A 24,062-nucleotide genomic window follows, 5' to 3' on the forward strand; every position below is an offset into this window, starting at 1 on the left:
GACGTTATGAAAAATAGAATCAGAATAATTAGAAACGCAATAATAGCCGTCTTGTTTACTTCATTAGTAAGTTGTGATGTGCTGGATGTAGAACTACCAAGTGTTATCAGTGGCAATTCATTTTGGAAAACAGAAGAAGATGTCAAGGCTGCAATTCAGGGAATGTATACCTACTTGAGAGAGGTTGACGAAGAATTGTTTTTATTGGGCGAATCCCGTGCCGAAACATCCGGTTTGAATGCAGCAGGCAGTAGCGGTGGATATGATATTTATTTTAATAATACGCTTACTTCCGCAACGGTTGGAGCCTCTTGGAAACCCTTCTATTCGTTGATAAATTCGTGTAACTTGATTATTAAATATGCGGATGGCATCAATTTTAACTCCCAAGCAGATAAAAACTATTATTTGGCACAAGCTTATGTGATGAGAGCTTATGCATATTATGTAATGGCTCGTTCCTGGGGAGACTTGATTATCCGTACTGAACCGGTAGAGGGAACAGACCCTAAAGTGCTTTATAAAGAGAGATCATCTGTCGGAGAAGTATTTACACTTATCAAAAGTGATATTGATAAATCGATTGAATTGTTTGCCGACCATCCTAATAGCGGTGCGCCTGCCAGCGGAAGAATCTATTGGAATAAACCTGCGGCAAATGCTTTAAAAGGTGATGTTTATCTTTGGACGGGAAAACGGCTGAACGGAGGGGAAAAGGATTTCACAATTGCTTTGAATGCTTTGAAGGAAGTTAAACAACCGGGAGTTGATTTGATTGCTGATTTCAGTAAAATATTTGATGTTGGTAATAAGTTCAACTCGGAACTTCTGTTTTGTGCTCATTATCAGAAGGACGAGAGAAATCATAACTTTTATTGGCATACCTGGATCATTCAGGCTGGCGTTCCGGGGAATATTGATGAGGAAACGAAAAACACGATTTTCCCAACAGGTGGTGGACAGTCACTTACTGCCCCGACGAAATTACTGATCGATTCTTATGATCCCGATGATACCCGAAAGGCTAGCACGTTATATGAAATATATACCTATGATGAGGACGGTAACCGGGCATATTATCAAAGCGTGTGTATGAAGGGTAAAGGATTGGTTGAAGCCGGGCACAGATACTTTATGAGCCATGTTATTCTTTATCGGTATGCAGATGTCTTGTTGATGATGGCGGAAGCGAAAAATGCTCTGGGTATGGATCCTTCCGATGAAATTAACCAGATAAGAAAAAGAGCTTATGGAGAGAATTTTGACAAACATATTTTTGTCAGCGGTTCAAAAGAATATAATGATGAAGTGATTCTGAAAGAACGCTTGTTGGAGTTTGCCTTTGAATGTAAAAGATGGTGGGATTTATTACGTTTTGACAAAGTGTTCGATTTAGTTCCGTCTCTTCAGAATAAGAAAGGAAAAGATTATCTGAAATTATTCCCTATAAGTGATGATTTGTTGAGTAAAGAACCCATGGTAAAACAAAACCCGGGATATGATGACTAACTCATAATAATAAAATTCTCAAATATAAATTGAGTACAAAATTTTATTATTGAAGTCTATAATACAAAACAAATACTAAAAAGATGAGAATATTTCTAGTAATACTATTTGCCTTATCCTATTTTTCAGGCAATATGCTGGCAAAAGATCTGAGTAAACAGTCGGGAGTACGAAAAATAAAAGATGTGGTTGTATACGACGACCCGCAGTTTTACGTCGCATTTCCTTCTGTTGTAAAAAGCGGTGATGACTATCTGGTCGCTTTTCGTCGTGCACCCAACAGGGTTATGTTGGGAGAACCATATCCGACGCATACCGATTTGAATAGTTATTTAGTGATGGTCCGCTCCAAAGATGGTGAAACTTGGACAAAAAATCCCGAATTAATTTATGCACATCCTTTTGGCGGATCCCAGGATCCCTGTCTGTTGAAACTGAGAGACGGAACGTTGCTTTGTACGAGTTACGGTTGGACACACCTCAGAGAGGATGCGATAGCGAAGTTGAAACAACCTGTTTACCACGAAGGAGGATGGGTAGCCATGGGGGGGTATATTATGCGTTCTTTTGATAATGGCAAGACATGGGAAGGACCGATCTATCCTACCGCAGTGAAAGATGGAATTTATAAAGACCCAATGGGAAACCCGTTATCAGCTTATAACAGAGGTGCCTTGTATGAAGGTAAAAGTGGAAGAATTTTTTGGGTAGTAGCAGCCATGGATGATTACCCGCTTACAAAAACATCTAATCATCTGCTTTATTCGGACGATAAAGGGCTGACCTGGCAATACGCAAGTATCGTGGCGGCTCATGAGAAATTCATCTTTAATGAAGCTTCAGTTTATGAAACACCGAAAGGTGATATAGTCGCATTCATACGTACCGAGAACCCGGAAACACGGGCCTGCATCGCTCGCTCTACAGACGGTGGAAAAACGTTCAAATGGCAACCTATGGGTTTTTACGGACATCCACTGGCGGCTGTAAGGCTACCGGACGATCGCGTGTTTCTGACATACGGTTACCGGGAGAAACCCTGTGGCGTACGGGCCCGGATTTTAAATGCAGAATGTACGGACTTTGCAACCGCAGAGGAAATCGTGCTTCGTGATGATAACGGGCCTGGTACAGACGTGGGCTATTCGTGGCCGGTCGTACTGGATAACAACAGAGTGTTGGTCGTTTACTATATAACGAGAGACGACGGTCAGCGTTATATAGGAGGTACGATCCTGGAAGTAGACCCAAAGAAAAAATAGCATATTGATTTTCTGCTTAAATTAAGAGGGGGAGAGGTCGACAGACCTCCCTCCGCTTTATAACTCCTAACATGTAAGATATAACTCAAAATGAAAAGATACTTCGTATATCTGTTTTTTTATTCTTTCATATCCTGCCATCTTTCTGTGGAAGATAAAGTGTACAATTCCGGAATACATATCATACCGGAACCCTTACAGCTGGAAGTTCGACAAGGCGTCTTTCCTATCAGCAACTCGACCACCTTATCACTGAAAAATGGTGATTGGGAAAAAGAAGCCTCTATATTAATGAATAAGCTGGAAGAAGCAAGCGGATATAAACTCTCTTTTTCGGATAACTCTTCCAATAATTGCATTAGGTTCAAAACGAATGAAAACCTGGGAGAAGAAGGATACGAAATAGAAGTAGACGACCGGCAAATATCACTTTCGGCCGCCACAGAAAAGGGTATGTTTTATGCTATACAAACATTCTTCCAACTCTTACCGGCAGAAATCGAAAGTGTGAAACCATTGAAAATGAAACTATCTGTTCCTGCTGTTAAAATTGCAGACCATCCACGGTTCAGTTACAGAGGAGTGATGATAGACGTGAGCCGCCATTTCTTTACCGTGGAAGAACTGAAAAAACAGATATCCGTGATGGCTATGCTTAAACTGAACCGTCTGCATTTGCATCTGACGGATAATCAGGGATGGCGTATCGCTATCGATAAGTATCCGCAACTGGTTGAATATTCTGCCGTACAGGAAACATATAATGAAGAGTTATACGGACCTTGCTATTATACAAAAGAAGATATAAAAGAACTGGTAGCCTACGCTGGCCGTCATCATATAGAAGTGATACCCGAGATAGAGTTCCCGGGACACAGTTTGTCGGCCCTGGTTCCTTTCCCCGAATTGTCATGCAGTGGCGGACCTTTTAAAAGTGAACAGGTCTTTGGCTATGAAGAGAATGTCTTTTGTGTAGGCAACGACTCCGTGTTCGCCTTTATGGAAAATGTATTGACGGAAATAGCCGAACTATTTCCAGCCCGCTATTTGCACATCGGAGGAGACGAATGCGTTAAGAGATATTGGCAAACATGCCCCCGTTGCCAAGCGTTAGCCCAAAGGCTGAACCTCCGCCCAACTCCGGAGCATTCTGTAGAAGAACAATTACAAAGCTATGCCATCAAGCGGATGGAGCGTTTTATTTCCGGAACGTTGGGTAAACGCATGATCGGTTGGGAGGAAATTCTGGAAGGCGGATTACCTGAAGATGCAACCGTGATGAGCTGGAAAGGCACTGAATGCGGAGCCAAGGCAGCAGCCACAGGCCATGATGTTGTTATGGCCTCCATGGCCGACGGGCTTTACCTATGTGCTGCACAAGGCGCCGATGAAGTAGAGCCGGCTGCTATGGGCGGACAGTCTTACTTGAAAGACGTATATGAATTCGAGCCGCTTCCAAAAGAATTAGCTCCCGACAAAAGAAAACATGTAATCGGTACCCAAGCATGCTTATGGAGTGAATGGACGACCTCCGGAGAACTGTTGGAATACATGCTCTATCCGCGGACCGTGGCTTTGGCGGAAACAGCCTGGACAACACCCGAAAAGAAAAACTGGGACGACTTCCTACGCCGTCTGGAAAACATGCAGGTCCGTTTGGATTTAAAAGGCATCAATTACCACATTCCGCTTCCGGAAGGAGAGTTGACGACCAACAAAGTCTTTACTGGAGATTCTGTCGTTTTGGAATTTAAAAACAGCCGTTCCCTGCCTATGGTCTATACGACGGACGGAGCAACTCCCGACATGCATGCTCCCTCTTTGCCGGAACGGTTAGTACTGCACCAGCCGTGTACGCTGAAAGTCTGTACAAAGACAGCAAGCGGCAAACTTAGTCCGATACGCACTATAAACGTTAAAAAGCAAACACCTATACCCGCTATTGACGGTATTTGCAACGGACGAATCCGCCTTCAGCAGGCAAACGGCCTTTTTAAGGATCATAACGATTTTGCAAAAGCCGTATACGAAACAGATACAATAATAAACTCTTTTGCTGCATATAATAACAATAAATTCGATTTCAAAACTCCCGGATTGGCATGCTATTCCGGCGAAATCGAAGTACCAGAGACGGGTATTTACACTTTTAAATCGAACGCGGATGAGTTGTGGATTGCAGGAAAACTATTAATCTGTAATTCCATCTCTTCTCGCTTTTACGAGAAAAAGACGCAAATCGCCCTCGAAAAAGGTGTTCATGCCTTCGACCTCGTGTTTTCCAACCGCTTGAAAGAAGGATTTGCCACCTGCTGGTACCCAATCGATTTTCAATACCTTCCGCCTTCCGGTGGCGAGTGGATAAAAAGCAATTAAAATTTTGTACAAACCATGAAGCACATATATAAACTATTATTGGCAGCCACCCTGTTGGGAAGTTGCCAAACCGACGGAAGTCAGACGGATTTGAATATAAACAGAAATCCGAACGAACTCTTCCTGAATACAACTCCCCATAAAAAAATGATCGTCGACGTCGACATGTGTACCGATGTAGACGACGCTTGTGCCCTGCGGATCGCAACAGCACTCGACGACGACGGCATCATTGACCTGCAAGGAGTAGCCTTTTCCGTAAACGGTCCCAATAACCTCGATGCTTTACGCGGTTTTCTCCTTCACGAAGGCAAGCCCGATGTATTGATAGGAAAAAGCGCGGTAGCCAACCCGCCTGAAGAATCACCCTACTGGGATCTGATGGCCGAATATAGCGATGGCAAGGTGAATTCCTGCGAAGCTGTAAAAATGTACCGCAAAATACTCGCCGAAAGCGATACCCCGGTCGATATCGTTACAACCGGCTACACCACCAACATCGAGTGCCTGCTGAAAAGTGAACCTGACGAATACTCCGGGCTTACGGGCCAGGAACTCGTCAAAAGAAAATGCGGACAACTCTACGTCGTAGGTGCTACCTATCCGGAAGGGCGTTGCAACAACATCTGGTTTGCCCCCGCAGCCCGTACGGCGGCAGATTATATCAGCAAGCATTGGCCCTATCCGATACTCTTTTTCACAAACGATGTAGGCGGATTGCTCGTATGCGGCGCCGGCTTGCAACAGGTAGACACCGAACGCAAAGACATCGTAACCCGTGCCTTATACGCATTCGGAACCGATACCGGACGGCTTGCCTGGGATCCTTTCGGCGTATGGTGTGCCGGATATGCCTGTGGTAAAATCAACCGGCTGGGCTTCAAACGAGTAAATATATTCATAGATACCGAAACGGGTCGCAATACATTTGCCGATGCAACCGATGGAAAGCACTTTGTCATCTATCCGCTATGCGACAACAAAAATTATTATAATGCCATGATGGATCACTTGTTAATCAAAAAAGCCAAACTTTAATTGCTGACCGAATTATTTAATACCCATTTAAAACACATTTTTAAATAAATAAAAGAATATGGAAAAGATAAACAGACGACAGTTCATAAGCCAGTTCGGACTGGCCACAACAGCCATGTGCGTTTCGCCACATTTCGCATTTGCCAAACCACTCGCTTCGGATAAGAAAATCCGTCTAGGCGTAGTTGGCGGCAATTTCGGTTTAGGTTTCTTCTTCCATGAACACCCCAACTGCATCGTTGAGGCTGTGAGTGATTTGGACACTCAAAGAAGAAACAAGCTGATGGAAGTCTACCAATGTAAAAAATCATACGAATCACTGGAAAAACTGCTCCGCGACCCCAAAGTCGAAGCCGTAGCCCTTTTCACCCCGGCACCTGACCATGTGCGCCACACGATCCAGTGCCTGAAGGCCGGCAAACACGTGCTCTGTGCTGTTCCGGCCGCCATGACCGAAGAAGAATGCCATCAGTTGTTTGAAGCCGTGAAACGCTCCGGACTCACTTACATGATGGCTGAAACAACCACCTACCGCGAAGAAACCATGATGGCACAGGAGTTCTATCGCGCGGGCAAGTTCGGAAACATCTTCAGCAGTGCGGCTCAGTACTATCATCCCGGCCTGGAAACCTTGTATTTCGACGACAACAAGAAACCGACCTGGCGACATGGCCTTCCACCTATGCTATATCCTACGCATGTTACTTCTTTCCTGATTGCCGTCACCGGAGAAAGGCTGAGAAGCGTAACCTGCAACGGTTGGGGCGATGGAAGCCCGTTGTTGAACAACAACCCTTTTAATAATCCCTTCTGGAATGAGACTGCACTTTTCCGCACCGACAAGGGCAACTCCTTCATGGGCGAGGTATGCTGGAGAGGTGCGCTGGTAGGCGTTGAAAGAGGTGAATGGCATGGCGACAAAATGAGTTACTATTCCGAATATAAAGGCCTGGGTTCGCATCAGGTAGTCTCCAGCGAAATGCAGGGTAAAGATGAAGGTGGCTTCGTTGTCGACGAACCCGAAATGCACTTTGTCGAAATGAAGCCCTTTTGGAAGACTGGCCTGCCCGGAAAGATCAGCCATATCAGCGGACACGGCAACTCGCATTGTTTCATTACCCACGAGTTCATTAGCTCGCTTGTGGAAAACCGCAAGCCCGGGGTCGACGTACATGAAGCGCTGGCTTACACCATCCCTGGTATCATTGCCCACAAATCGGCTATGCACGACGGCGAGTTATTGAAGATACCAGTATTCGATTAAACATTTCCACATTTATAAAATAGACTCTGAGTAATACATTTTTACATTTTTTTTTCATGCTATAGAGTTGTGTGATAACCGATGCAGCCAGTCTGTGACAGATCGGCTGCATTTATGTAAATTCTGCCTCCAGTGATACTCTACTCCTAAGGAATGGCTAATGTAGGCAGTTCCCTGACTTATTTCCCCTGTTGGATATAAAATTTGAAAAATTTCAGTAAGAAATTGAGTACAATTTTTTAATATTAAAGTCTGTATAATAAATAAAGGAAAATGAGCGACCAGATGCACATAGATAGTCTATGGAAGCGCTTTCTTAAAGGCGACGACCGTGCATATACAGAGTTGTACAATCTGTATATAGACGACTTATTCGCTTACGGCGTGCACTTTACCACCAACCGCGAGTCGGTTAAAGATTGTATTCAGGAGGTTTTTATCTCTCTATATAAAGATCGTTCCAAACAAAGGAAAGTAAATAATATAAAAAGTTACCTCTTTGTATCGTTGAAAAACGAACTGTTCGATCTGTTCAAAAAAAGTGTTGAATATTATCAGATAGAGACAATAGAACCTGTTTTTCAAACGGAATATTCCGTAGAAGACCAGTACTTGAAAAACGAAGCTGCCAGCAATAATGTCGCCCGGGTGAAAAAACTTTTGCAGGTCTTGTCGCCCAAGCAAAACGAAGTGATCTATTATCGCTATGTAGAAGAAATGTCGTACGACGAAATAGGCGAGCTGATGCACATGAACAACCAATCCGTTCGTAACCTGGTTCATCGCTCTATTCTGAAGATTAGAGAACTCATGCATAATGATATATTTGTTCGTTTTTGATAAACTGATTATTGGATAAACAAGATGGAGAAGAAATATAAGGAATATACAGTAGATGAATTATTGCAGGATGATTATTTCATATCATCTATCTTGCATCCTACACAGGAGAGCCGCGAGTTTTGGGATTTTCTGATACAAAGCGGTAATCTGTCGGCTCAGGATTTTGAAGAAGCAGCTTTTTTTATCGAAGTGGTGAACTCCCGCAAAGAAAAACTTCTTCGTAAAGAAAAAGAAGCATTGTGGAGCAAAATAGAAATAGAAAATAAAAGTTCGCTAAAGAAAAAAATACGCACGCTTTATGCCGCCTGTTTCTCGGCTGTGGCATGTGTTTTCATTTTGCTGGGTGTATCGTTCTATTTCTTTTATGAAAGCAACCAGCAGGGAGATAATATGATTGATATGATTGCCGCTTTCAAAAAAGAGAAGAATGTACAGCCAGGATCAGAGATTTGCTTGGTGTTGTCGGACAACAAACAAATGAGATTTGAAGAAGACAATACAGATGTCAAATATGACGATAAAGGAGAAATAAAGGTCAATTCCCAGACGGTGATGGAAGGAAATAAGGATAAAAAGGCAGTTGACAATAAAGAAGAGAAAGAGGCGACAGTCACCTATAACCAGTTGATCGTGCCTAAAGGCAAACATTCCACCTTGTTGCTGTCCGACGGCACCAAACTTTGGGTTAATGCCGGGTCGCATGTCATATTTCCCGTGTCGTTCAAAGGCGATAAGAGGGAGATCTATGTAGATGGCGAAGTCTTTCTCGACGTAACCCGCAACGAAGGTAATCCCTTTGTTGTGAAAACAGACCGGATGGCTGTCGAGGTGTTGGGTACTTCCTTTAATGTCAAGTCGTATGGTAATGAAAAGACGGATGATGTCGTATTAGTGACAGGCTCCGTTCATGTTCGTACGGAAACAGGTCGGAAAGCCGAGTTGATTCCCAATCAGCGGTTCCGGTGCACATCGACCGGTGATGTGGACATTCAGACTGTAGATGTATATGATTATATATCCTGGAAAGACGGTTTGTTGCAATATAAAAAAGAACGTCTGTCTGTCATATTGCAGCGATTGTCGGATTATTATGGAAAACCGATCCGATGGGAGCCGGAATTGGAACGCCTGACTTGCTCGGGTAAACTGGATTTGAAGGATGATATGGAAAAAATCTTGAATGGATTAACCAAGATGATTCCCGTAAAATTCGTGAAACAAGATGATTGCTATTATTTTAGCGTAACCCCCTTAAACAGCAAGCCTATGGAGTAAAGAGTATAAAAAACCGGATAACATACCCCTACATTATCCGGCATGATTCAAATTGAAAATTTCACAGAGTATCAACTTAAATCAATACAAATGTATGATAAATAATTTAAAAGGCAGCCATACGCATGCCGTTTTTAGTAGATTTATTCGGATTATGAAACTGATAAACCTATTCTTCATAGCAGGTATATGTTTCGCGAATGCCGCAAGCAGTTATTCGCAGTCCACTTTGTTAACCTTGGAAGCAGACAACAATACCCTGGAAGAAGTATTCAAAATGATAGAAAAAAATAGCGAGTATGTTTTTTTCTATAGTGACAAGGCGGTTAACCTAAAGAAAAAAGTCAGTATTAATGTGAAAGACCAGACGATCGATAAAATACTCGATCAAGTATTGCTGCAAACCGGAAACGCTTATTCGATCGACGACCGTCAGGTGTTCATCGGCGTTGCAGCAAAAAACAATTCGAATTCCGTTCAACTGCCCGCGGTTGCGCAGGTAGAGCGCATTGATGTGACAGGCGTTGTTCAGGATAAAGCAGGAGAACCTGTTATCGGAGCAACTGTTGTGGAGAAAGCTAATCCGACGCATGGTACCATTACCGACCTGGACGGCCGTTTTGAGTTGCGCGGTGTACCTAAGAATGCTGTATTGCAGTTCTCTTTTGTGGGTATGCAGGCACGCGAAGTAGCTGTAAACGGAAAAAACATGTTGAATGTCACTTTGGAGCTAAATACAGTTCTGGATGAAGTCGTTGTCATTGGATATGGCACACAGTCAAGGGCTACATTGACTACTTCTGTCTCCAAAATGGATACGAAGGCGCTCGAGAGCGTACCTTATGCCAACCTTGTTACAGCGTTGCAAGGAACCGTATCCGGTGTCAGAGTACAGTCAACGACCGGACAGCCGGGTGCAAGCCCCCGTATCATTGTGCGTGGCGGTACCTCTATCAATAACCCCGATGGCGCCGATCCGATTTATATCGTAGACGGCGTGATCCGCAACGACATTGATGGTATTAATTCGGATGATATCGAGTCTATGCAGGTACTGAAAGATGCCGCATCCACTGCCATCTATGGTGCACGCGGATCAAACGGTGTTGTTCTGATTACAACGAAAACCGGTAAAGCCGGGAAAACCAGTATCACTTATAAATATGACCTTACACTTTCCAAAGTAGGAAAGAGATATGATATGGCATCTGCCCGCGACTATATCTATTATAGCCGTATCGGACATCAGATTGCCGATCAGCGCTGGGGATTCGGCCTGAATGATCTTTATACGGCTACAGGTGCCGGTACAGGTAACGACCTGACAGCGAATACAACCTATACGACACAATATCTGACTCCGGAAAACCAGCATAAGTTGAACGAAGGATGGGAAAGTATGCCCGACCCGGTTGATCCGTCGAAAACGATCATCTTCAAAGGAACGGACTGGCAGGACGTGTTGTTCCGTACAGGTGTTTCACACAATCATAATGTCAACATTTCGGGTGGTTCCGAAACGGCTACTTTCAATGCCAGTGCAGGCTATATGACGAATGAGGGTACCGTTATCACCACTCATTACGATCGTTTGACATTTAACTTAGGTGGAGAAGTGAAACTGCGTCCTAACCTGAAGGTCGGCGGACGTGCTTCCTACAGTAAATATACCAATAATGGTGTGAATGAAACAAGTATCTTTGCTCGTGCCATCGGACAGGCGCCGACAACGAAATATACTTTCGAAGACGGTACGCTTTCTCCCGGTATCAAAGGGAACGGAAACCCGGCTTATCATTTGCATCGAAATACCAATAAGAATAGCGATGAGAATATTACGTTTATCTTCGATGGAAACTGGGAGATTATTCCGGGCCTGACATTCGCGCCGACATTCTCTATCTGGAAAGAAGCTGCGGATAGTTATAGCTTTACTCCCTCTTACAAGGATGGTGTGAACAACCTGAATACTGTGCGCCCGGCTAGTGCCAGTTATTCTAAATGGTGGCAGACACAGGCTGATGCCGTATTGACATACAATAAAGACTTTACAGATCATCATCTGAATGTCATGGCTGGTTATTCCTACTATTTCAAGTCGAGCTACGGTATGTCGGCCAGTGGAGATGGTGCGTTGACCGACTTGATACCGACGTTGAATGCGGTTTCCAATTACAAGCATATGAGCAGTAATTTGTCGAAGCAGATTATGCTGGGTTATTTCGGAAGAATCAATTATAACTACAAACAGCGTTATCTGTTGTCGGTGAATGCCCGCTACGATGCTTCTTCCATGCTGGGTAGAGAGCATAAATGGGGATTCTTCCCCGGCGCTTCTCTCGGATGGAATGTACATGAAGAAGCTTTCTGGAAAGATATGAATGCAGATGCTTTCCGTTTGAAACTGAGAGGTAGTTATGGTGTCAATGGTAATATTACCGGTATGGGACCGTATACGGCGCAGGGTGAATACTCTGTTGGCCAGGGAAGGTATATGTGGGTAAACGGAATTGCGAATACGGTTTTGCCGAATGAAGATTTGCAATGGGAAGAATCAAAAACATTCGATGTCGGTGTGGATGTCGGTTTGTTCGATCAACGTGTGGATGTTATTTTCGATTATTTCAATCGTAGGACCGATAATTTGGTTACGCAGTTGCCGATGCCTTTGTCGTCCGGTTTTGATGTGATTACTACGAACTACGGTAGCCTGAATAACCGGGGTATCGAAGTCGAGGTAAAGGTGCAGGTAATGCCGAAAAAATCCGAATTACAGTGGGAGTTAGGTTTCAACGCTTCTCATGTGAAAACCAAAATTCGTAAACTCCCGGAAAACGGAGTGGAAAGAAACCGGGTAGGAGGTTATTATGCTTGGAATCCGGAAATCAATGATTACGACTGGGTAGGTGGTCTTCAGGAAGGTGGCCGGATCGGTGATCTCTTTGCTTGGAAGTCGTTGGGAATCTATGCTACCGATGAGGAAGCGAAGGCTGACCCTGTGGTTGATATGATGGACCCATATGAAGACAAGACCAAATACGGTGGTGATACTCGCTGGTATGATGCCGATGGAAATGGCGAAATCAATGAGAAAGATATTTGTTATATGGGTAATACGTATCCGAAGTGGACAGGCGGTATTTCAAGCTCCTGGAGTTGGAAGAATTTCGATTTGTACCTGCGTATGGACTATATGACCGGACATACTATCTTTAACGAACAGAAGATCTTCCTTTGTGGACGCTGGGCAGGTAACCTCAATATACCGCAGGAAATGATCGACAAGAGCTGGAAAAATCAAGGAGACGTAGCAGCACTTCCGGTGTATATACCGAATGAAGATTATAACTTGTGGAGAGGTGGCGATTGGTATGGATTGGGTATGATGAATTCTGAATTTTATGAATCAGGTAATTACCTTTGCATCAGAGAACTTACGTTGGGCTATAGATTGCCGCTTACAGGTGTTATGAATAAAATTTTTCAGAACCTGAAAGTGAATGTAACCGGAAATAATCTTCATTATTTTACAAAATATTCTGGTGCGAATCCCGAATTCGGAGGAAAAGATGCAGGGCGTTATCCGCTTCCCAGAAATGTGATTTTCGGCGTATCAGCTACATTTTAATTTAATTTCGTAAAACTCGATAAGTTATGAATAAGTATAGTCATTTATTTATATGCCTGTTTGTTCTGGTGTTTTGCTCATCATGTGGGGATCTGTTGAATCAGAAGCCGGTGAGTGCTATTACAAACGAGTCTTTTTGGACGAATCAAGATGATGCAACAGGGGTCTTGACGCATTCGTATGTACAACTCCGGGATATGTCGTGTGGTGAGTTGTTTACGTTGGGAGAATCCAGAAGTGATGTGATTACGAGGGCAGTCACAGGGGATATCTATGAGCGGTATTATAAAAATACATTGAGCCAGGAATTACCGGGACCCGACTGGACTTCACTCTATAAGATTGTGAATGAGGCGAATCTGCTTATTAAATATATACCTCGTATCGATGCGGTTGAGGCCACAAAAAATAACTTGTTAGCAGAGGCTTATTCATTGCGGGCTTATCTGTATTTTGTGTTGGTTAAGACCTGGGGCGGAGTTCCGCTCCGGGTAGAACCTACCGAAGGTTACAATCCGGAAACCGTACAGAAAGGCCGGGCTACAGTGGAGGAGGTTTTCAAAGTGATAAAAGAGGATTTGGATAATGCAATCGCTTTGTTCCAGGACAATACCTTCTGGGCTTCCAGGAACCGTTTCTCCCAGCCGTTTGCCAATACGTTGAAGGCTGATGTTTATTTGTGGACAGCTAAACGGTGCGGCGGAGGAAATGCCGATTTGGAGACTGCTTTAGCGGCTTGCAATGAGGTGCTGAAGGCTGATGTGGCGTTGCTTCCGAATTTTGCCGATCTGTTTGAATTTGGTAATAAAAGCAATGAGGAGATAATCATGTCTATTGCAAACACTATTTATGATGGTGGGGAGAATTATTTTAAGGATAACTATTCCGGAGCAGACGGCGGTATGATAGATCCGATTAGCGGAGAGGTGATAGGTACTACCGGGAATGGTATGGCTTGGACTGTAAGCGATTTGGTTAAAAATCAATTTACAGATGACGATAGCCGGAAAGAGGCTTCGTTTGTCGATGGGGTGAGATATGGTGAAAATAATGAGATGATATATCCGGCTTTGATTCGTAAAGGGCGGGGTGTCGTACAAAATGGTCAGAGATATTTCAGGAGTGATTTCGTTTTATATCGCCTGGCAGACGTGCTGCTTATGAAGGCAGAAGCCAAGAATGCACTGGGACAGGATCCGTCTGAAGAGATGAACCTGATTAGAAAGAGAGCGTATGGTGATAATTTTGACAAACACATCTTTGTGAACCGGTCTAAAGAATTGAATGACGACGAGATTCTGAAAGAAAGGTTGCTTGAATTGGTTTTTGAAGGAAAAAGATGGTGGGACCTCATACGATTCGGAAAAGCATTTGATATAGTGCCTTCATTAAATAATAAGAAAGGGCAGGATCACATGTTGTTATGGCCACTTAGCTTGACTGTATTGACTCGTGAACCGCAAGTCGGACAAACTCCCGGCTGGGGCGACTGATTCTCATAAAAATAGAATATAGGGATGAGATATTTACTTGTTAGTGTGATAATAAGTATTGGTATTGGTCTGTTTGGTTGTAAACAAGAACAGAATGCTGGGGAAAATACATCACTTCCCCGGCATGTTCAAGTACGAAACGTGATTATTGATGCCGATACGGATAATGAACTGGATGACTTGCTAGCCATTACTGCTGCGTTGAAGTCGCCTAAGCTGGAAGTCATCGGAATGACTGCTGCGCAATGGGATGGAAGGAATAATACGGTGCGGGAAGGACATGATCCTTGGTGGAATGATAATTCTGCCTATACCAGTTGGCTGATGAATGCCGTATTGGTGCAGTTATTAGACCGGACAGACCTCCCTTTGCCTGTTGGAAGTGAGAGGAAGATCGTTTATAAAAAAGGGAGTCCTGAAAACAACTCCCGCAAAAGTGAGGCAACGGATTTTATTATCCGCAAAGCTTCAGACTTGCCTCCGGGCGAAAAGTTGACAATCATTAGTACCGGAGCCCTAACGAATGTAGCATCTGCTGTAATGGTGAAGCCTGAAATAGCTAAAAAGATAGCGCTTTATTGGCTTGGGCAAACCTATGATTTTGAGAAGGATTTATGGATAGGCGAACATGAATTTAATGTGGCTAATGACTTGGAGGCCTTTGATCTTCTTTGCGATGCAGAAGATTTGGAGTTCCATATTATGCCTAATAACGTAAGTGGATTACTGCGTTTTCATAACGCTCATTCGATCAATAAGCTTGAAAAGGTGGAAGGTATAGGTACTTTTATAGCGGATCGGTGGAGAAAAAGGATTGGAGATAATATGACTTCTTCCTGGACCATGTGGGATGTCGCTCTTATTTATGCGATTACAAATCCGGAATGGGCGGAAGAAAAGAAGGTAGATACTCCTCCGGGCACAACCAAAAGAAAGGTCGATATATATACGAATATCGATGCGGAGAAAATGGAGAATGAGTTTTGGAATGCTTTAGGTTGTAATGTCCCAGAGGGACAGCAAGCGGCAGCACAGCCACAGATACGAAAAGTAAAAGATGTGGTTATTTATGAAGATCCTAAATTTCATGCAACATTTCCTTCGGCTGTAAAGATGGGCCCCAATGAGTATACGGTGGCATTCCGGCGTGCTCCGGACAGAAGAGTTTTTGGTGAACCTGGGAATGCGCATGTCGATCCTAACAGTTATTTGGTACAGGTTCATTCGAATGATGGTGAAAACTGGACGAAAGATCCGGAATTAATCTACGCCCATCCATTTGGAGGTTCACAGGATCCTTGTTTACTGAAATTAAAGGACGGAACTTTACTTTGTGCCAGTTACGGATGGGCTTTTTCTTCTCAGGAGGGGATAGACAATTTAGGAAAACCTGTTTTGCATGAGAGTTGGCATGGAGGCGAAATTGCATTTTTAGGAGGATATATCTTGCGCTCTTTTGATAAGGGGAAAACATGGGAAGATCCGATTATTCCTCCAACGCTGGATTCGGAAATTTATATCAGCGCAACGGGGGAACCTCTGCCGACTTATAATAGAGGGGCTATGTACGAAGGTAAAAACGGCAAGATTTATTGGATTGTGGCAGGTCATGATCTTGCCCCGTTAGGAAAAACCAGTAATCATTTACTTGTATCTGAGGATAAAGGTGAAACCTGGCAGTATTCCGGACTGGTTGCTACCGATGATAGTGTTGCATTCAATGAAGCTTCCGTTTATGAAACGCCGAAGGGAGACATAGTCGGTTTTCTGCGGACTACTTTGTACGATCATGCATGTATTGCCAGGTCGACCGATGGAGGAAAGACTTTTAAATGGAAATCAATGCAATTCCAGGGGCATCCTTTGGCGGCTCTGAGGCTCCCTGACAATCGTGTGCTGCTGACATATGGCTATCGTCACAAGCCTTTTGGCATCCGGGCAAGAATTTTGAATGCAGAATGTACGGATTATGCCATTTCCGAAGAATTTATACTTCGTGATGATGGTGATGGACCGGATCTAGGTTATCCTTGGCCGATTATGCTGGAAGATAATAGAGTTCTTGTGGTTTATTATTATAATAAAAATGGTCATCGTAATATTGAAGGCACCATTTTGGAAATAGACTGTAAAAAATAAAGAAAAAGATATATACCTTTAAATTCTGAGATCATGTAAAAAACGCAGACAGAACAGAAGACGCAGATAAACGCAAATTTATTTTATTAAATCTTTGCTATAATCTGCGCTCTGTCTGCCTTAATATTAATTACCCTTCGGTGACGAGTGGATAAAAAATGAAATACGAGATGAAAGATAAATTGAAAATAATTCTGTTGGTCTTCTTTTTGACCGGTTGTAAGACGTACGAGAATCGGCTGGAAGACAGAAACGTGGATGAACTGTATTTGAATACCACTCCCGGAAAGGAAATGATATTGGATGTTGATATGTGTACGGATGTGGATGATGTATGTGCGGTAAGGATTGCAACAGCTCTTGATGATGATGGTACTATCGACTTAAAAGGCATTGCATATTCAATAGTCGGAAAGAATAATCTGGAAGCTTTGAGGGGGTTCCTGCTATATGAGAATAAACCGGATGTATTGATCGGAAAAAGTATGGCAGACAATCCGGATGAATCTCCTTATTGGGACCTGATGGCAGCATATAATGACGGTAATGTAAATGCGTATGAGGCTGTAAAAATGTATAGAAAAATATTATCCGAAAGCCATACTCCTGTGGATATTGTCACTACCGGGTATACGACAAATATAGAAGCTCTGTTGAAAAGCCAACCGGATGAATATTCTGATTTGCCGGGGCTTGAGTTAGTAAAACAAAAATGCGGACAGTTGTATATCGTCGGTGGAACTTATCCTGAAGGGCGTTGTAACAATTTCTTCTTTACTAAAGAAGCCAGATTGGCTATTGATTATGTAAGTAAGACCTGGCCTTATCCGATACTATTTTTTACAAATGAAGTGGGGGGAATACTCAGGTGCGGTGGTCAATTACAGGCTGTGGATATAGATAAGAGTGATATTGTAACTCGTTCATTGGTCGCGTTCGGGACTCAAAACGGTCGTCATGCTTGGGATCCTTTTGGGGTATGGTGTGCCGGATATGCTTGCGGAAAAATCAACCGGTTAGGTTTCAAACGTGTAAATATAGCCATAGATACTGAAACGGGACGTAATACATTTACAGATGCCGCCGATGGAAAACATTTCGTGATATATCGGTTATGCGATGATGATAATTATTATAATATCATGATGGATCATTTACTAATAAAAAAAGCCAAACTTTAATTGTTAACACATCAAGGATTGAATTAGTAATAATGTAACTTAATAAAAATAGTAGTATGAAAAACGTAAAAAAATGGTTGATACTAAGTATTTGTGTATTGGCCACAACTTCATTATTTGGCCAACAGGCAGTCGACTGGGCCAATTTCGAACGGTATGCAGAACAGAACAAGACTGTAAAAACACCTTCGAAAGTTGTATTTATAGGAAATTCGATTACCGAAGGTTGGTGGTATGCCGATTCGTTGTTCTTTAAGAAGAATGAGTTTATAGCTAGAGGAATCAGCGGACAGGTCACATCTCAAATGTTGGTTCGCTTCCGTAAAGATGTGATCGACCTTAAACCTAAAGCGGTAGTAATCCTTGCCGGAGCTAACGACATTGCGGAGAATAACGGTTATATCTCTTTGGAAAATATCAAGGGAAATATTGTTTCTATGATTGAATTGGCGAAACTTCATAAGATAGATGTGATTCTTTGTTCTGTTTTACCTGCTTATGACTTTAGTTGGCATAAGGGATTGGAGCCGGCGGAAAAAATTATTGAGCTGAATAAAATGCTTAAAGCATATGCAGACCGTAATAGAATTACCTATGTAGATTATCACTCTAAAATGGCAGACGAAAGGAATGGATTACCTGAAAAGTATTCCGGAGATGGGGTACATCCTAATGCGGAGGGATATAAGGTCATGGAAAATATACTTCTGCCGGTGTTGAAACGGTACTAGCGTTGATTCTTTGATCAAAAAAACAGTTTTTTAATCCATAACTACTAAAATGAAAGATGAGGGTATCCAACGGATACCCTTTTTTCTGTTTTTTGTTTTGTCATTTGATAATTCTTTTACCTTTGCACAGGTAACTGCATACGTTATGGATAAGGAATCACAACACATCTGTAATCTTAGGAAAGGAGACATTACATCTTTTGAATATCTTTATACTGTTTGGAGCGGTAAACTCTACAACTTTGTTATGCGTATTTCGAAAGGGGATAGTTATCTGGCGGAGGAAATAGTACAAGCTGTATTTATCAAGGTTTGGGAAGGGAAGGAGTCTCTTGATCCCGGAAAATCGTTTGGAGCTTACCTTTGTACAATAGCCAAAAATCAACTCGTAAATATTTATCAGCACAGAATGCTGGAACAGCTCTATCAGGAAAAAGTAATAGCCTCCGAACCAACAGAAAACACAACTGAAAAAGAAGTCGATTATCACTTACTGGAAGAATACATTGACTCATTAATAGACCAACTGCCTCCTGCCCGTAGAGAGATATTTGTTCTAAGCCGCCGGAATATGCTGACTAATAAGGAAATTGCAGAAAAACTCAACCTTTCGGAAAATACGGTGGAATCACAGTTAACCAAGGCCATTTCATTCATGCGCAGCCGGATAAATCAACACTACGGTTTATCTGTTTCTTTACTCCTTTATTTATTAATTGATTAATAAAAGTTAAATACACGAGGGCAGGTAACGGATTTGTATCTGTAGCCTGTATACCTAATAGACACAATAAAATGGAAAAGACTGATTACATACAATTATTTGATAAGTTCCTGTTGAAGCAGGCTTCTACAGAAGAAATTCAGGTTCTTATCCAATGGCTGAAAAGCGAAGGCTCTTTTCAGGATTGGGCGGAGGAGGAATGGAATGCAGCGGCTTCAGAAATGGATACGAAATTACAACGGAAGTTGTTTGGACAGATAAAAGAAAAGATCAGTCAGATAGATAGGACGTGTTTGCCGGAAAAAGAGAATAGACCTCGCAAACTCTATCTGTGGTCCGCCCGTGTTGCTTCTGTTATTTTATTATTGTTGATGACGGGCTTGTCTGTGTATTATTATACCATGAGCCAGATGATTATGCCTGATATGATTGTTTCTGTAGAGAAAGGACAAAAGGCAAATGTTGTACTCCCTGACGGATCGAAGGTTTGGGTTAATTCGGATTCCCGGTTGTCTTATGGTAGCCGATTCAATCAAAAAGAGAGAGTTTTGTCTTTGGAGGGGGAGGCCTATTTTGAAGTGACGCCAGATAAGGACCGTCCATTTATTGTAGAGACGGACGAACTGGCTGTCCGTGCATTAGGAACCAGTTTTAATGTAAAATCTTATGAAGAAGAGAAAGATGCTTCAACTGTCCTCATGACCGGCAAAGTGGAAGTTACATCAGACTATGATCGTCTTGTCTTAAATCCGAATGAAAGGATCGTTTTCAATAAACAGACCGGACATATGGAAAAAAGTACTGTAGAGAATACCGGTGATTATATCAATTGGAAATATAATGCACTGACATTTAACGGTGAGACATTTGAAAACATTGTTCATACGCTGGAACGATATTATAATACCCGGATTGTATTCGAATCGGAAACATTGAAAAAATATCGTTTCACAGGAACTCCAGGTAATACCAGTCTGGAAAGTATATTGCAGATATTATCTCTGACTTCTCCTTTGTCTTATGAAGTAAGGGATAGTATGATTATTTTACGGGAAAATGTAAAACAGAAAGCTTATTATGAAAAAGCATTGAAATAGATAAATAATTTGTTTAACACTTAAATATTGGGATATGGAAAACACTGGATAGAATGATAAAAAAAGGGATAGTGCCAGACACCATCCCCTACTGTAATTTATAAACCGCACTTCGGTATCTCGCAAATAACAAGTGCAATTAATAAATACCTTTAATCTCTACAAATTTATGAATTATTTAATTAGCAGGACTATTTATGTCCTTAAAAAACGGCAATTTAGCTGGGTTAGATTAGTTTTATTTATATTGTTGATATCTCCCTCCCTTTTGGGACAGATATCGATAAGTATACAAAAACAAACTTTACGTCAGGCTTTGAAGGCTATCGAACGTTCAGGTAATTATCAGTTTTTCTATAATGAAGATTTATCCAGTCTGGATAAAGTAGTGTCCCTGTCGGTAAAGGATGCTCCGATAGAAGATGTATTGGATAAACTATTGTATGGTACGGATATCACTTATAAAAAAGAAAAGGAAAACCTGATTGTGTTGACATTGAAAGCAACATCTGTTGCTCAGAAGCAAGAGAATCGGACTGTAAAAGGGACCGTTGTCGATGCTGCCGGCGAACCTGTTATTGGGGCAAATGTGGTGGAAAAAGGAACAACAAACGGTACAGTAACTGATTTGGATGGTAATTTTACATTGAATGTGTCTGCCGGTTCAACCTTAAGTATTTCTTATATTGGTTATACAGAACAATTTGTTTCAGTAGGCAACCAATCAACATTCAATATTAAATTGATGGAAGATACACAGAAGCTGGAAGAAATTATCGTTGTTGGATATGGTGCTCAGAAAAAAGTCAATCTGACGGGATCTGTTGCTTCTATTTCCAGTCAGGAACTGGTACAACGCCCTATTACATCTGTTGCATCCGGTATCCAGGGAATCGTTCCCGGTCTGACCATTACATCCGGTCAGGGGCGTCCGGGTTCCAGTGATAACACCAGTATCCGTGTACGTGGTACGGGTACATTAAACAATTCAGACCCCTATATATTGATCGATGGAATAGAGTCCGGTTCTATGAATCAGATTGATCCGAATGATATTGAGTCTATTTCTGTACTGAAAGATGCGGCTTCTGCTGCAATTTATGGTTCGAAAGCAGCCAATGGGGTAATTCTGATTACAACAAAGCGTGGTGTTTCCGGGCGTCCTGTTGTTTCTTATAATGCTACTTTCGGTTGGCAGACAGCAACCGGTTTTATCGAAAGAATGAACTCCGCTGATGCTGCTACTTATTACAATAAAGCATTGGAGTCAAGTGGTAAAGCCCCCCGCTTTACTGAAGAAGATATTAAGTTGTTTCGTGACGGCAGCGATCCTTACGGACATCCTGATACCGATTGGAATGATTTGGGTTTCGCGGGAAATGGCTTTATGCATCAACATAATATCAACCTGTCAGGTGGCTCGGAAAATATAAAGTATATGGCTTCTGTCGGTTACCTGAATCAAAATGGTATTATGAAACACAGTAACCGTGAGCAGTTCAATATGCGAACCAATTTGGATGCCAAATTATCGGATCATATTAATGTGCGTGCGAATATGTCGTTTATTCATAACGATTATGCAGACCCGACGAACTCGTATGTAGGAGGCGGTTCCGACCAGATTATCCGTCAGTTGAATCGTATCGCTCCCTGGATACCTTATAAGAATGAAGATGGAACGTATGGTACCATCGGTGACGGAAATCCTGTAGCCTGGCTGGATCTGGATCAGACATTGAATCGTAACAATCAGAATTTCTCTGGTATCCTGGCTGTTGATTATAACATAATGAAAGGTCTGAAATTTACAGCGCAGGGAGCGTATGTATCCGATGTTCAGGATAGAAAAGAATTTGTCAAGGATATTCAATACAATACGATCAAATATCATGGTCCCAACTCATTGGATGAACGTACTTACCTATGGGACCGTACTTCATTGGATCTGTTGGTCAATTATGACAAAAGTTTCGGGAATCATAACCTGAAAGCAATGGCCGGCTATCGTATTGAAAAATATAATTATAAGTATACGAAGGCTTATCGTCAGAGTTTCCCGAATAATGATATGACGGATATTAATGCCGGTACCCAGTCAACCCAGACAAACGAAGGTTATTCCCGTGAATTGGCTATGATGTCTTATTTTGGACGTATCAATTATGACTATGCAGGAAAATACTTGTTCGAGGCGAATTTCAGGGCGGATGCTTCTTCCCGTTTCAGTCCGGATAACCGTTGGGGATATTTTCCATCTCTTTCAGCCGGATGGCGTTTGTCTGAAGAAGGTTTCATGGAAGGAGCCAATGACTGGATGCAATCACTGAAAGTCCGTGCATCATGGGGCCAGCTTGGAAACCAGGAGGCATTGGATGATTATTATCCTTGGTTAATAACTTATGCGATTGGTTCAAGTAGCGGGGGTAACTATCCTTTTGACGGAAATGTAAACACTGGTATTATGCAGAAAGCTCAGAAATTATCTACCATTTCCTGGGAAAAGTCGTCAAACTGGGGTATCGGTTTTGATTTGAGCGTACTTTCTTGCCTGGATTTTACAGTCGATTATTACAATCGTAAAACAACCGGTATTATTATGGATGTGCCTGTTCCCGGTAGTTTTGGATTAGATCCGTATAAAGATAATGTGGGAGCCATGCGTAATTCAGGTTTTGAAGTGACAGCAGCTTTCCGTAAACAATGGAATGACTGGAAATTCTCAGCAACAGGGAATATGGCTGTGAATAAAAATGAAATTCTGAATCTGGGTGGTGTCAATGAAATGTTGGATAAAGATAATGCCTATTTTATCAATCGGGTAGGCTCTGCCTATAAATCATTTTATGGTTATGTTGCTGACGGCTTGTTTAGAAGTCAGGAAGAGGCTGATGCTTATACTGAAAAATACGGTAATCCGTTTGGTAATGCATTTAAAGCCGGTGATATTAAATACAAAGATGTCAATGGAGACGGTAAGCTAACTTCTGCCGACCGTGATGTCTCCGGATCAGAGCAACCAAATGTTACTTTCGGTCTGAATTTATCTGCTTCCTGGAAAAATTTTGATCTGTCGGTATTTATGCAGGGAGCATGCGGTGTGTCACGTTATTTTAACAATGAAGTATTTGGTGAATTTACAGGAGATAGTTCACATCCTTCGACAGCCTGGTTTGATGCCTGGTCGCCTGAAAATCCGGATGGAACCTTCCCGCGTGTTGCGGAGTCAGACCGAACCAGCAGTAGTCCGAGTAACTATTCTACATTCTGGATCTTTAAGACAAATTATTTACGTGTCAAAAACATCCAGTTCGGATATAATCTGCCGGATAACTGGTTGAAAGGAATTGGCGTTTCACGTGCCAAGATTTATTATTCAGGTGAAAACTTGTTTAAGTTTGATAACCTGCCGGTTAATATCGATCCGGAAGCTCCTTCTGGCCGTGGTTCTCATTATCCGCAGGTATGTACAAATTCAATTGGAATAAATATAACCTTCTAA

15 protein-coding genes are annotated in these 24,062 nt (G+C 42.2%); all 15 read left to right on the top strand.

The features are described 5' to 3' along the window. Window positions 1-6 precede the first annotated feature (6 nt). The 15 genes from NBH14_RS24610 (at window position 7) to NBH14_RS24680 (ending at window position 24,062) form a co-directional block, all read left to right on the top strand. The gene (locus NBH14_RS24610) at window positions 7-1,509 is read left to right on the top strand and encodes a RagB/SusD family nutrient uptake outer membrane protein (protein ID WP_186958525.1); all 1,503 of its coding nucleotides are present in this window, start codon (window positions 7-9) and stop codon (window positions 1,507-1,509) included. An 83-nt stretch (window positions 1,510-1,592) separates the two neighbouring features. After that, window positions 1,593-2,771: a sialidase family protein gene (locus NBH14_RS24615; protein WP_186958524.1), complete on the top strand. Its 1,179-nt coding sequence runs from the start codon at window positions 1,593-1,595 to the stop codon at window positions 2,769-2,771. A 90-nt stretch (window positions 2,772-2,861) separates the two neighbouring features. Then, window positions 2,862-5,147, top strand: a complete 2,286-nt coding sequence (locus NBH14_RS24620; RefSeq protein WP_186958523.1) for a family 20 glycosylhydrolase — start codon at window positions 2,862-2,864, stop codon at window positions 5,145-5,147. Window positions 5,148-5,162: 15 nt separating this feature from the next. Further along, on the top strand, window positions 5,163-6,185 hold the full coding sequence (locus NBH14_RS24625) for a nucleoside hydrolase (protein WP_186958522.1): 1,023 nt from the start codon (window positions 5,163-5,165) through the stop codon (window positions 6,183-6,185). 115 nt (window positions 6,186-6,300) lie between these two features. After that, complete coding sequence (locus tag NBH14_RS24630) at window positions 6,301-7,449, top strand: Gfo/Idh/MocA family protein (protein ID WP_250817825.1); 1,149 nt, start codon at window positions 6,301-6,303, stop codon at window positions 7,447-7,449. Between the two features lie 285 nt (window positions 7,450-7,734). Continuing rightward, complete coding sequence (locus NBH14_RS24635) at window positions 7,735-8,289, top strand: RNA polymerase sigma factor (RefSeq protein ID WP_250817826.1); 555 nt, start codon at window positions 7,735-7,737, stop codon at window positions 8,287-8,289. 24 nt (window positions 8,290-8,313) lie between these two features. Beyond that, a complete protein-coding gene (locus NBH14_RS24640; protein WP_186958520.1) occupies window positions 8,314-9,567 on the top strand; it encodes a FecR family protein in 1,254 nt (417 codons plus the stop codon). Window positions 9,568-9,721: 154 nt separating this feature from the next. Then, window positions 9,722-13,195 (top strand): TonB-dependent receptor, encoded by a 3,474-nt coding sequence (locus tag NBH14_RS24645; RefSeq protein ID WP_250817827.1) that lies wholly within the window; start codon window positions 9,722-9,724, stop codon window positions 13,193-13,195. Window positions 13,196-13,221: 26 nt separating this feature from the next. Then, complete coding sequence (locus NBH14_RS24650) at window positions 13,222-14,688, top strand: RagB/SusD family nutrient uptake outer membrane protein (RefSeq protein WP_186958518.1); 1,467 nt, start codon at window positions 13,222-13,224, stop codon at window positions 14,686-14,688. Between the two features lie 24 nt (window positions 14,689-14,712). Continuing rightward, window positions 14,713-16,827 (top strand): nucleoside hydrolase, encoded by a 2,115-nt coding sequence (locus tag NBH14_RS24655; RefSeq protein ID WP_186958517.1) that lies wholly within the window; start codon window positions 14,713-14,715, stop codon window positions 16,825-16,827. A 170-nt stretch (window positions 16,828-16,997) separates the two neighbouring features. After that, window positions 16,998-18,008, top strand: coding sequence for a nucleoside hydrolase (locus tag NBH14_RS24660; protein WP_186958516.1), 1,011 nt, complete (start codon window positions 16,998-17,000; stop codon window positions 18,006-18,008). Between the two features lie 56 nt (window positions 18,009-18,064). Then, window positions 18,065-18,739 (top strand): SGNH/GDSL hydrolase family protein, encoded by a 675-nt coding sequence (locus NBH14_RS24665; protein ID WP_007655849.1) that lies wholly within the window; start codon window positions 18,065-18,067, stop codon window positions 18,737-18,739. Window positions 18,740-18,884: 145 nt separating this feature from the next. Beyond that, on the top strand, window positions 18,885-19,463 hold the full coding sequence (locus NBH14_RS24670) for an RNA polymerase sigma-70 factor (protein ID WP_186958515.1): 579 nt from the start codon (window positions 18,885-18,887) through the stop codon (window positions 19,461-19,463). A 71-nt stretch (window positions 19,464-19,534) separates the two neighbouring features. Further along, a complete protein-coding gene (locus tag NBH14_RS24675; RefSeq protein ID WP_186958514.1) occupies window positions 19,535-20,560 on the top strand; it encodes a FecR family protein in 1,026 nt (341 codons plus the stop codon). Between the two features lie 169 nt (window positions 20,561-20,729). Then, a complete protein-coding gene (locus tag NBH14_RS24680; protein ID WP_186958513.1) occupies window positions 20,730-24,062 on the top strand; it encodes a SusC/RagA family TonB-linked outer membrane protein in 3,333 nt (1,110 codons plus the stop codon).

The organism is Parabacteroides caecihominis (genome assembly GCF_023656785.1).
Classification (GTDB): Bacteria; Bacteroidota; Bacteroidia; order Bacteroidales; family Tannerellaceae; genus Parabacteroides; species Parabacteroides segnis.

What these genes read in the sequence shown, in the direction of transcription:
- NBH14_RS24620 (WP_186958523.1), top strand. Translation starts at nt 2,862, where the DNA reads ATGAAAAGATACTTCGTATATCTGTTTTTTTATTCTTTCATATCCTGC.
- NBH14_RS24645 (WP_250817827.1), top strand. Translation starts at nt 9,722, where the DNA reads ATGAAACTGATAAACCTATTCTTCATAGCAGGTATATGTTTCGCGAAT.
- NBH14_RS24670 (WP_186958515.1), top strand. Translation starts at nt 18,885, where the DNA reads ATGGATAAGGAATCACAACACATCTGTAATCTTAGGAAAGGAGACATT.
- NBH14_RS24680 (WP_186958513.1), top strand. Translation starts at nt 20,730, where the DNA reads ATGAATTATTTAATTAGCAGGACTATTTATGTCCTTAAAAAACGGCAA.
- NBH14_RS24615 (WP_186958524.1), top strand. Translation starts at nt 1,593, where the DNA reads ATGAGAATATTTCTAGTAATACTATTTGCCTTATCCTATTTTTCAGGC.
- NBH14_RS24655 (WP_186958517.1), top strand. Translation starts at nt 14,713, where the DNA reads ATGAGATATTTACTTGTTAGTGTGATAATAAGTATTGGTATTGGTCTG.
- NBH14_RS24610 (WP_186958525.1), top strand. Translation starts at nt 7, where the DNA reads ATGAAAAATAGAATCAGAATAATTAGAAACGCAATAATAGCCGTCTTG.
- NBH14_RS24625 (WP_186958522.1), top strand. Translation starts at nt 5,163, where the DNA reads ATGAAGCACATATATAAACTATTATTGGCAGCCACCCTGTTGGGAAGT.
- NBH14_RS24635 (WP_250817826.1), top strand. Translation starts at nt 7,735, where the DNA reads ATGCACATAGATAGTCTATGGAAGCGCTTTCTTAAAGGCGACGACCGT.
- NBH14_RS24675 (WP_186958514.1), top strand. Translation starts at nt 19,535, where the DNA reads ATGGAAAAGACTGATTACATACAATTATTTGATAAGTTCCTGTTGAAG.
- NBH14_RS24650 (WP_186958518.1), top strand. Translation starts at nt 13,222, where the DNA reads ATGAATAAGTATAGTCATTTATTTATATGCCTGTTTGTTCTGGTGTTT.
- NBH14_RS24640 (WP_186958520.1), top strand. Translation starts at nt 8,314, where the DNA reads ATGGAGAAGAAATATAAGGAATATACAGTAGATGAATTATTGCAGGAT.
- NBH14_RS24630 (WP_250817825.1), top strand. Translation starts at nt 6,301, where the DNA reads ATGTGCGTTTCGCCACATTTCGCATTTGCCAAACCACTCGCTTCGGAT.
- NBH14_RS24665 (WP_007655849.1), top strand. Translation starts at nt 18,065, where the DNA reads ATGAAAAACGTAAAAAAATGGTTGATACTAAGTATTTGTGTATTGGCC.
- NBH14_RS24660 (WP_186958516.1), top strand. Translation starts at nt 16,998, where the DNA reads ATGAAAGATAAATTGAAAATAATTCTGTTGGTCTTCTTTTTGACCGGT.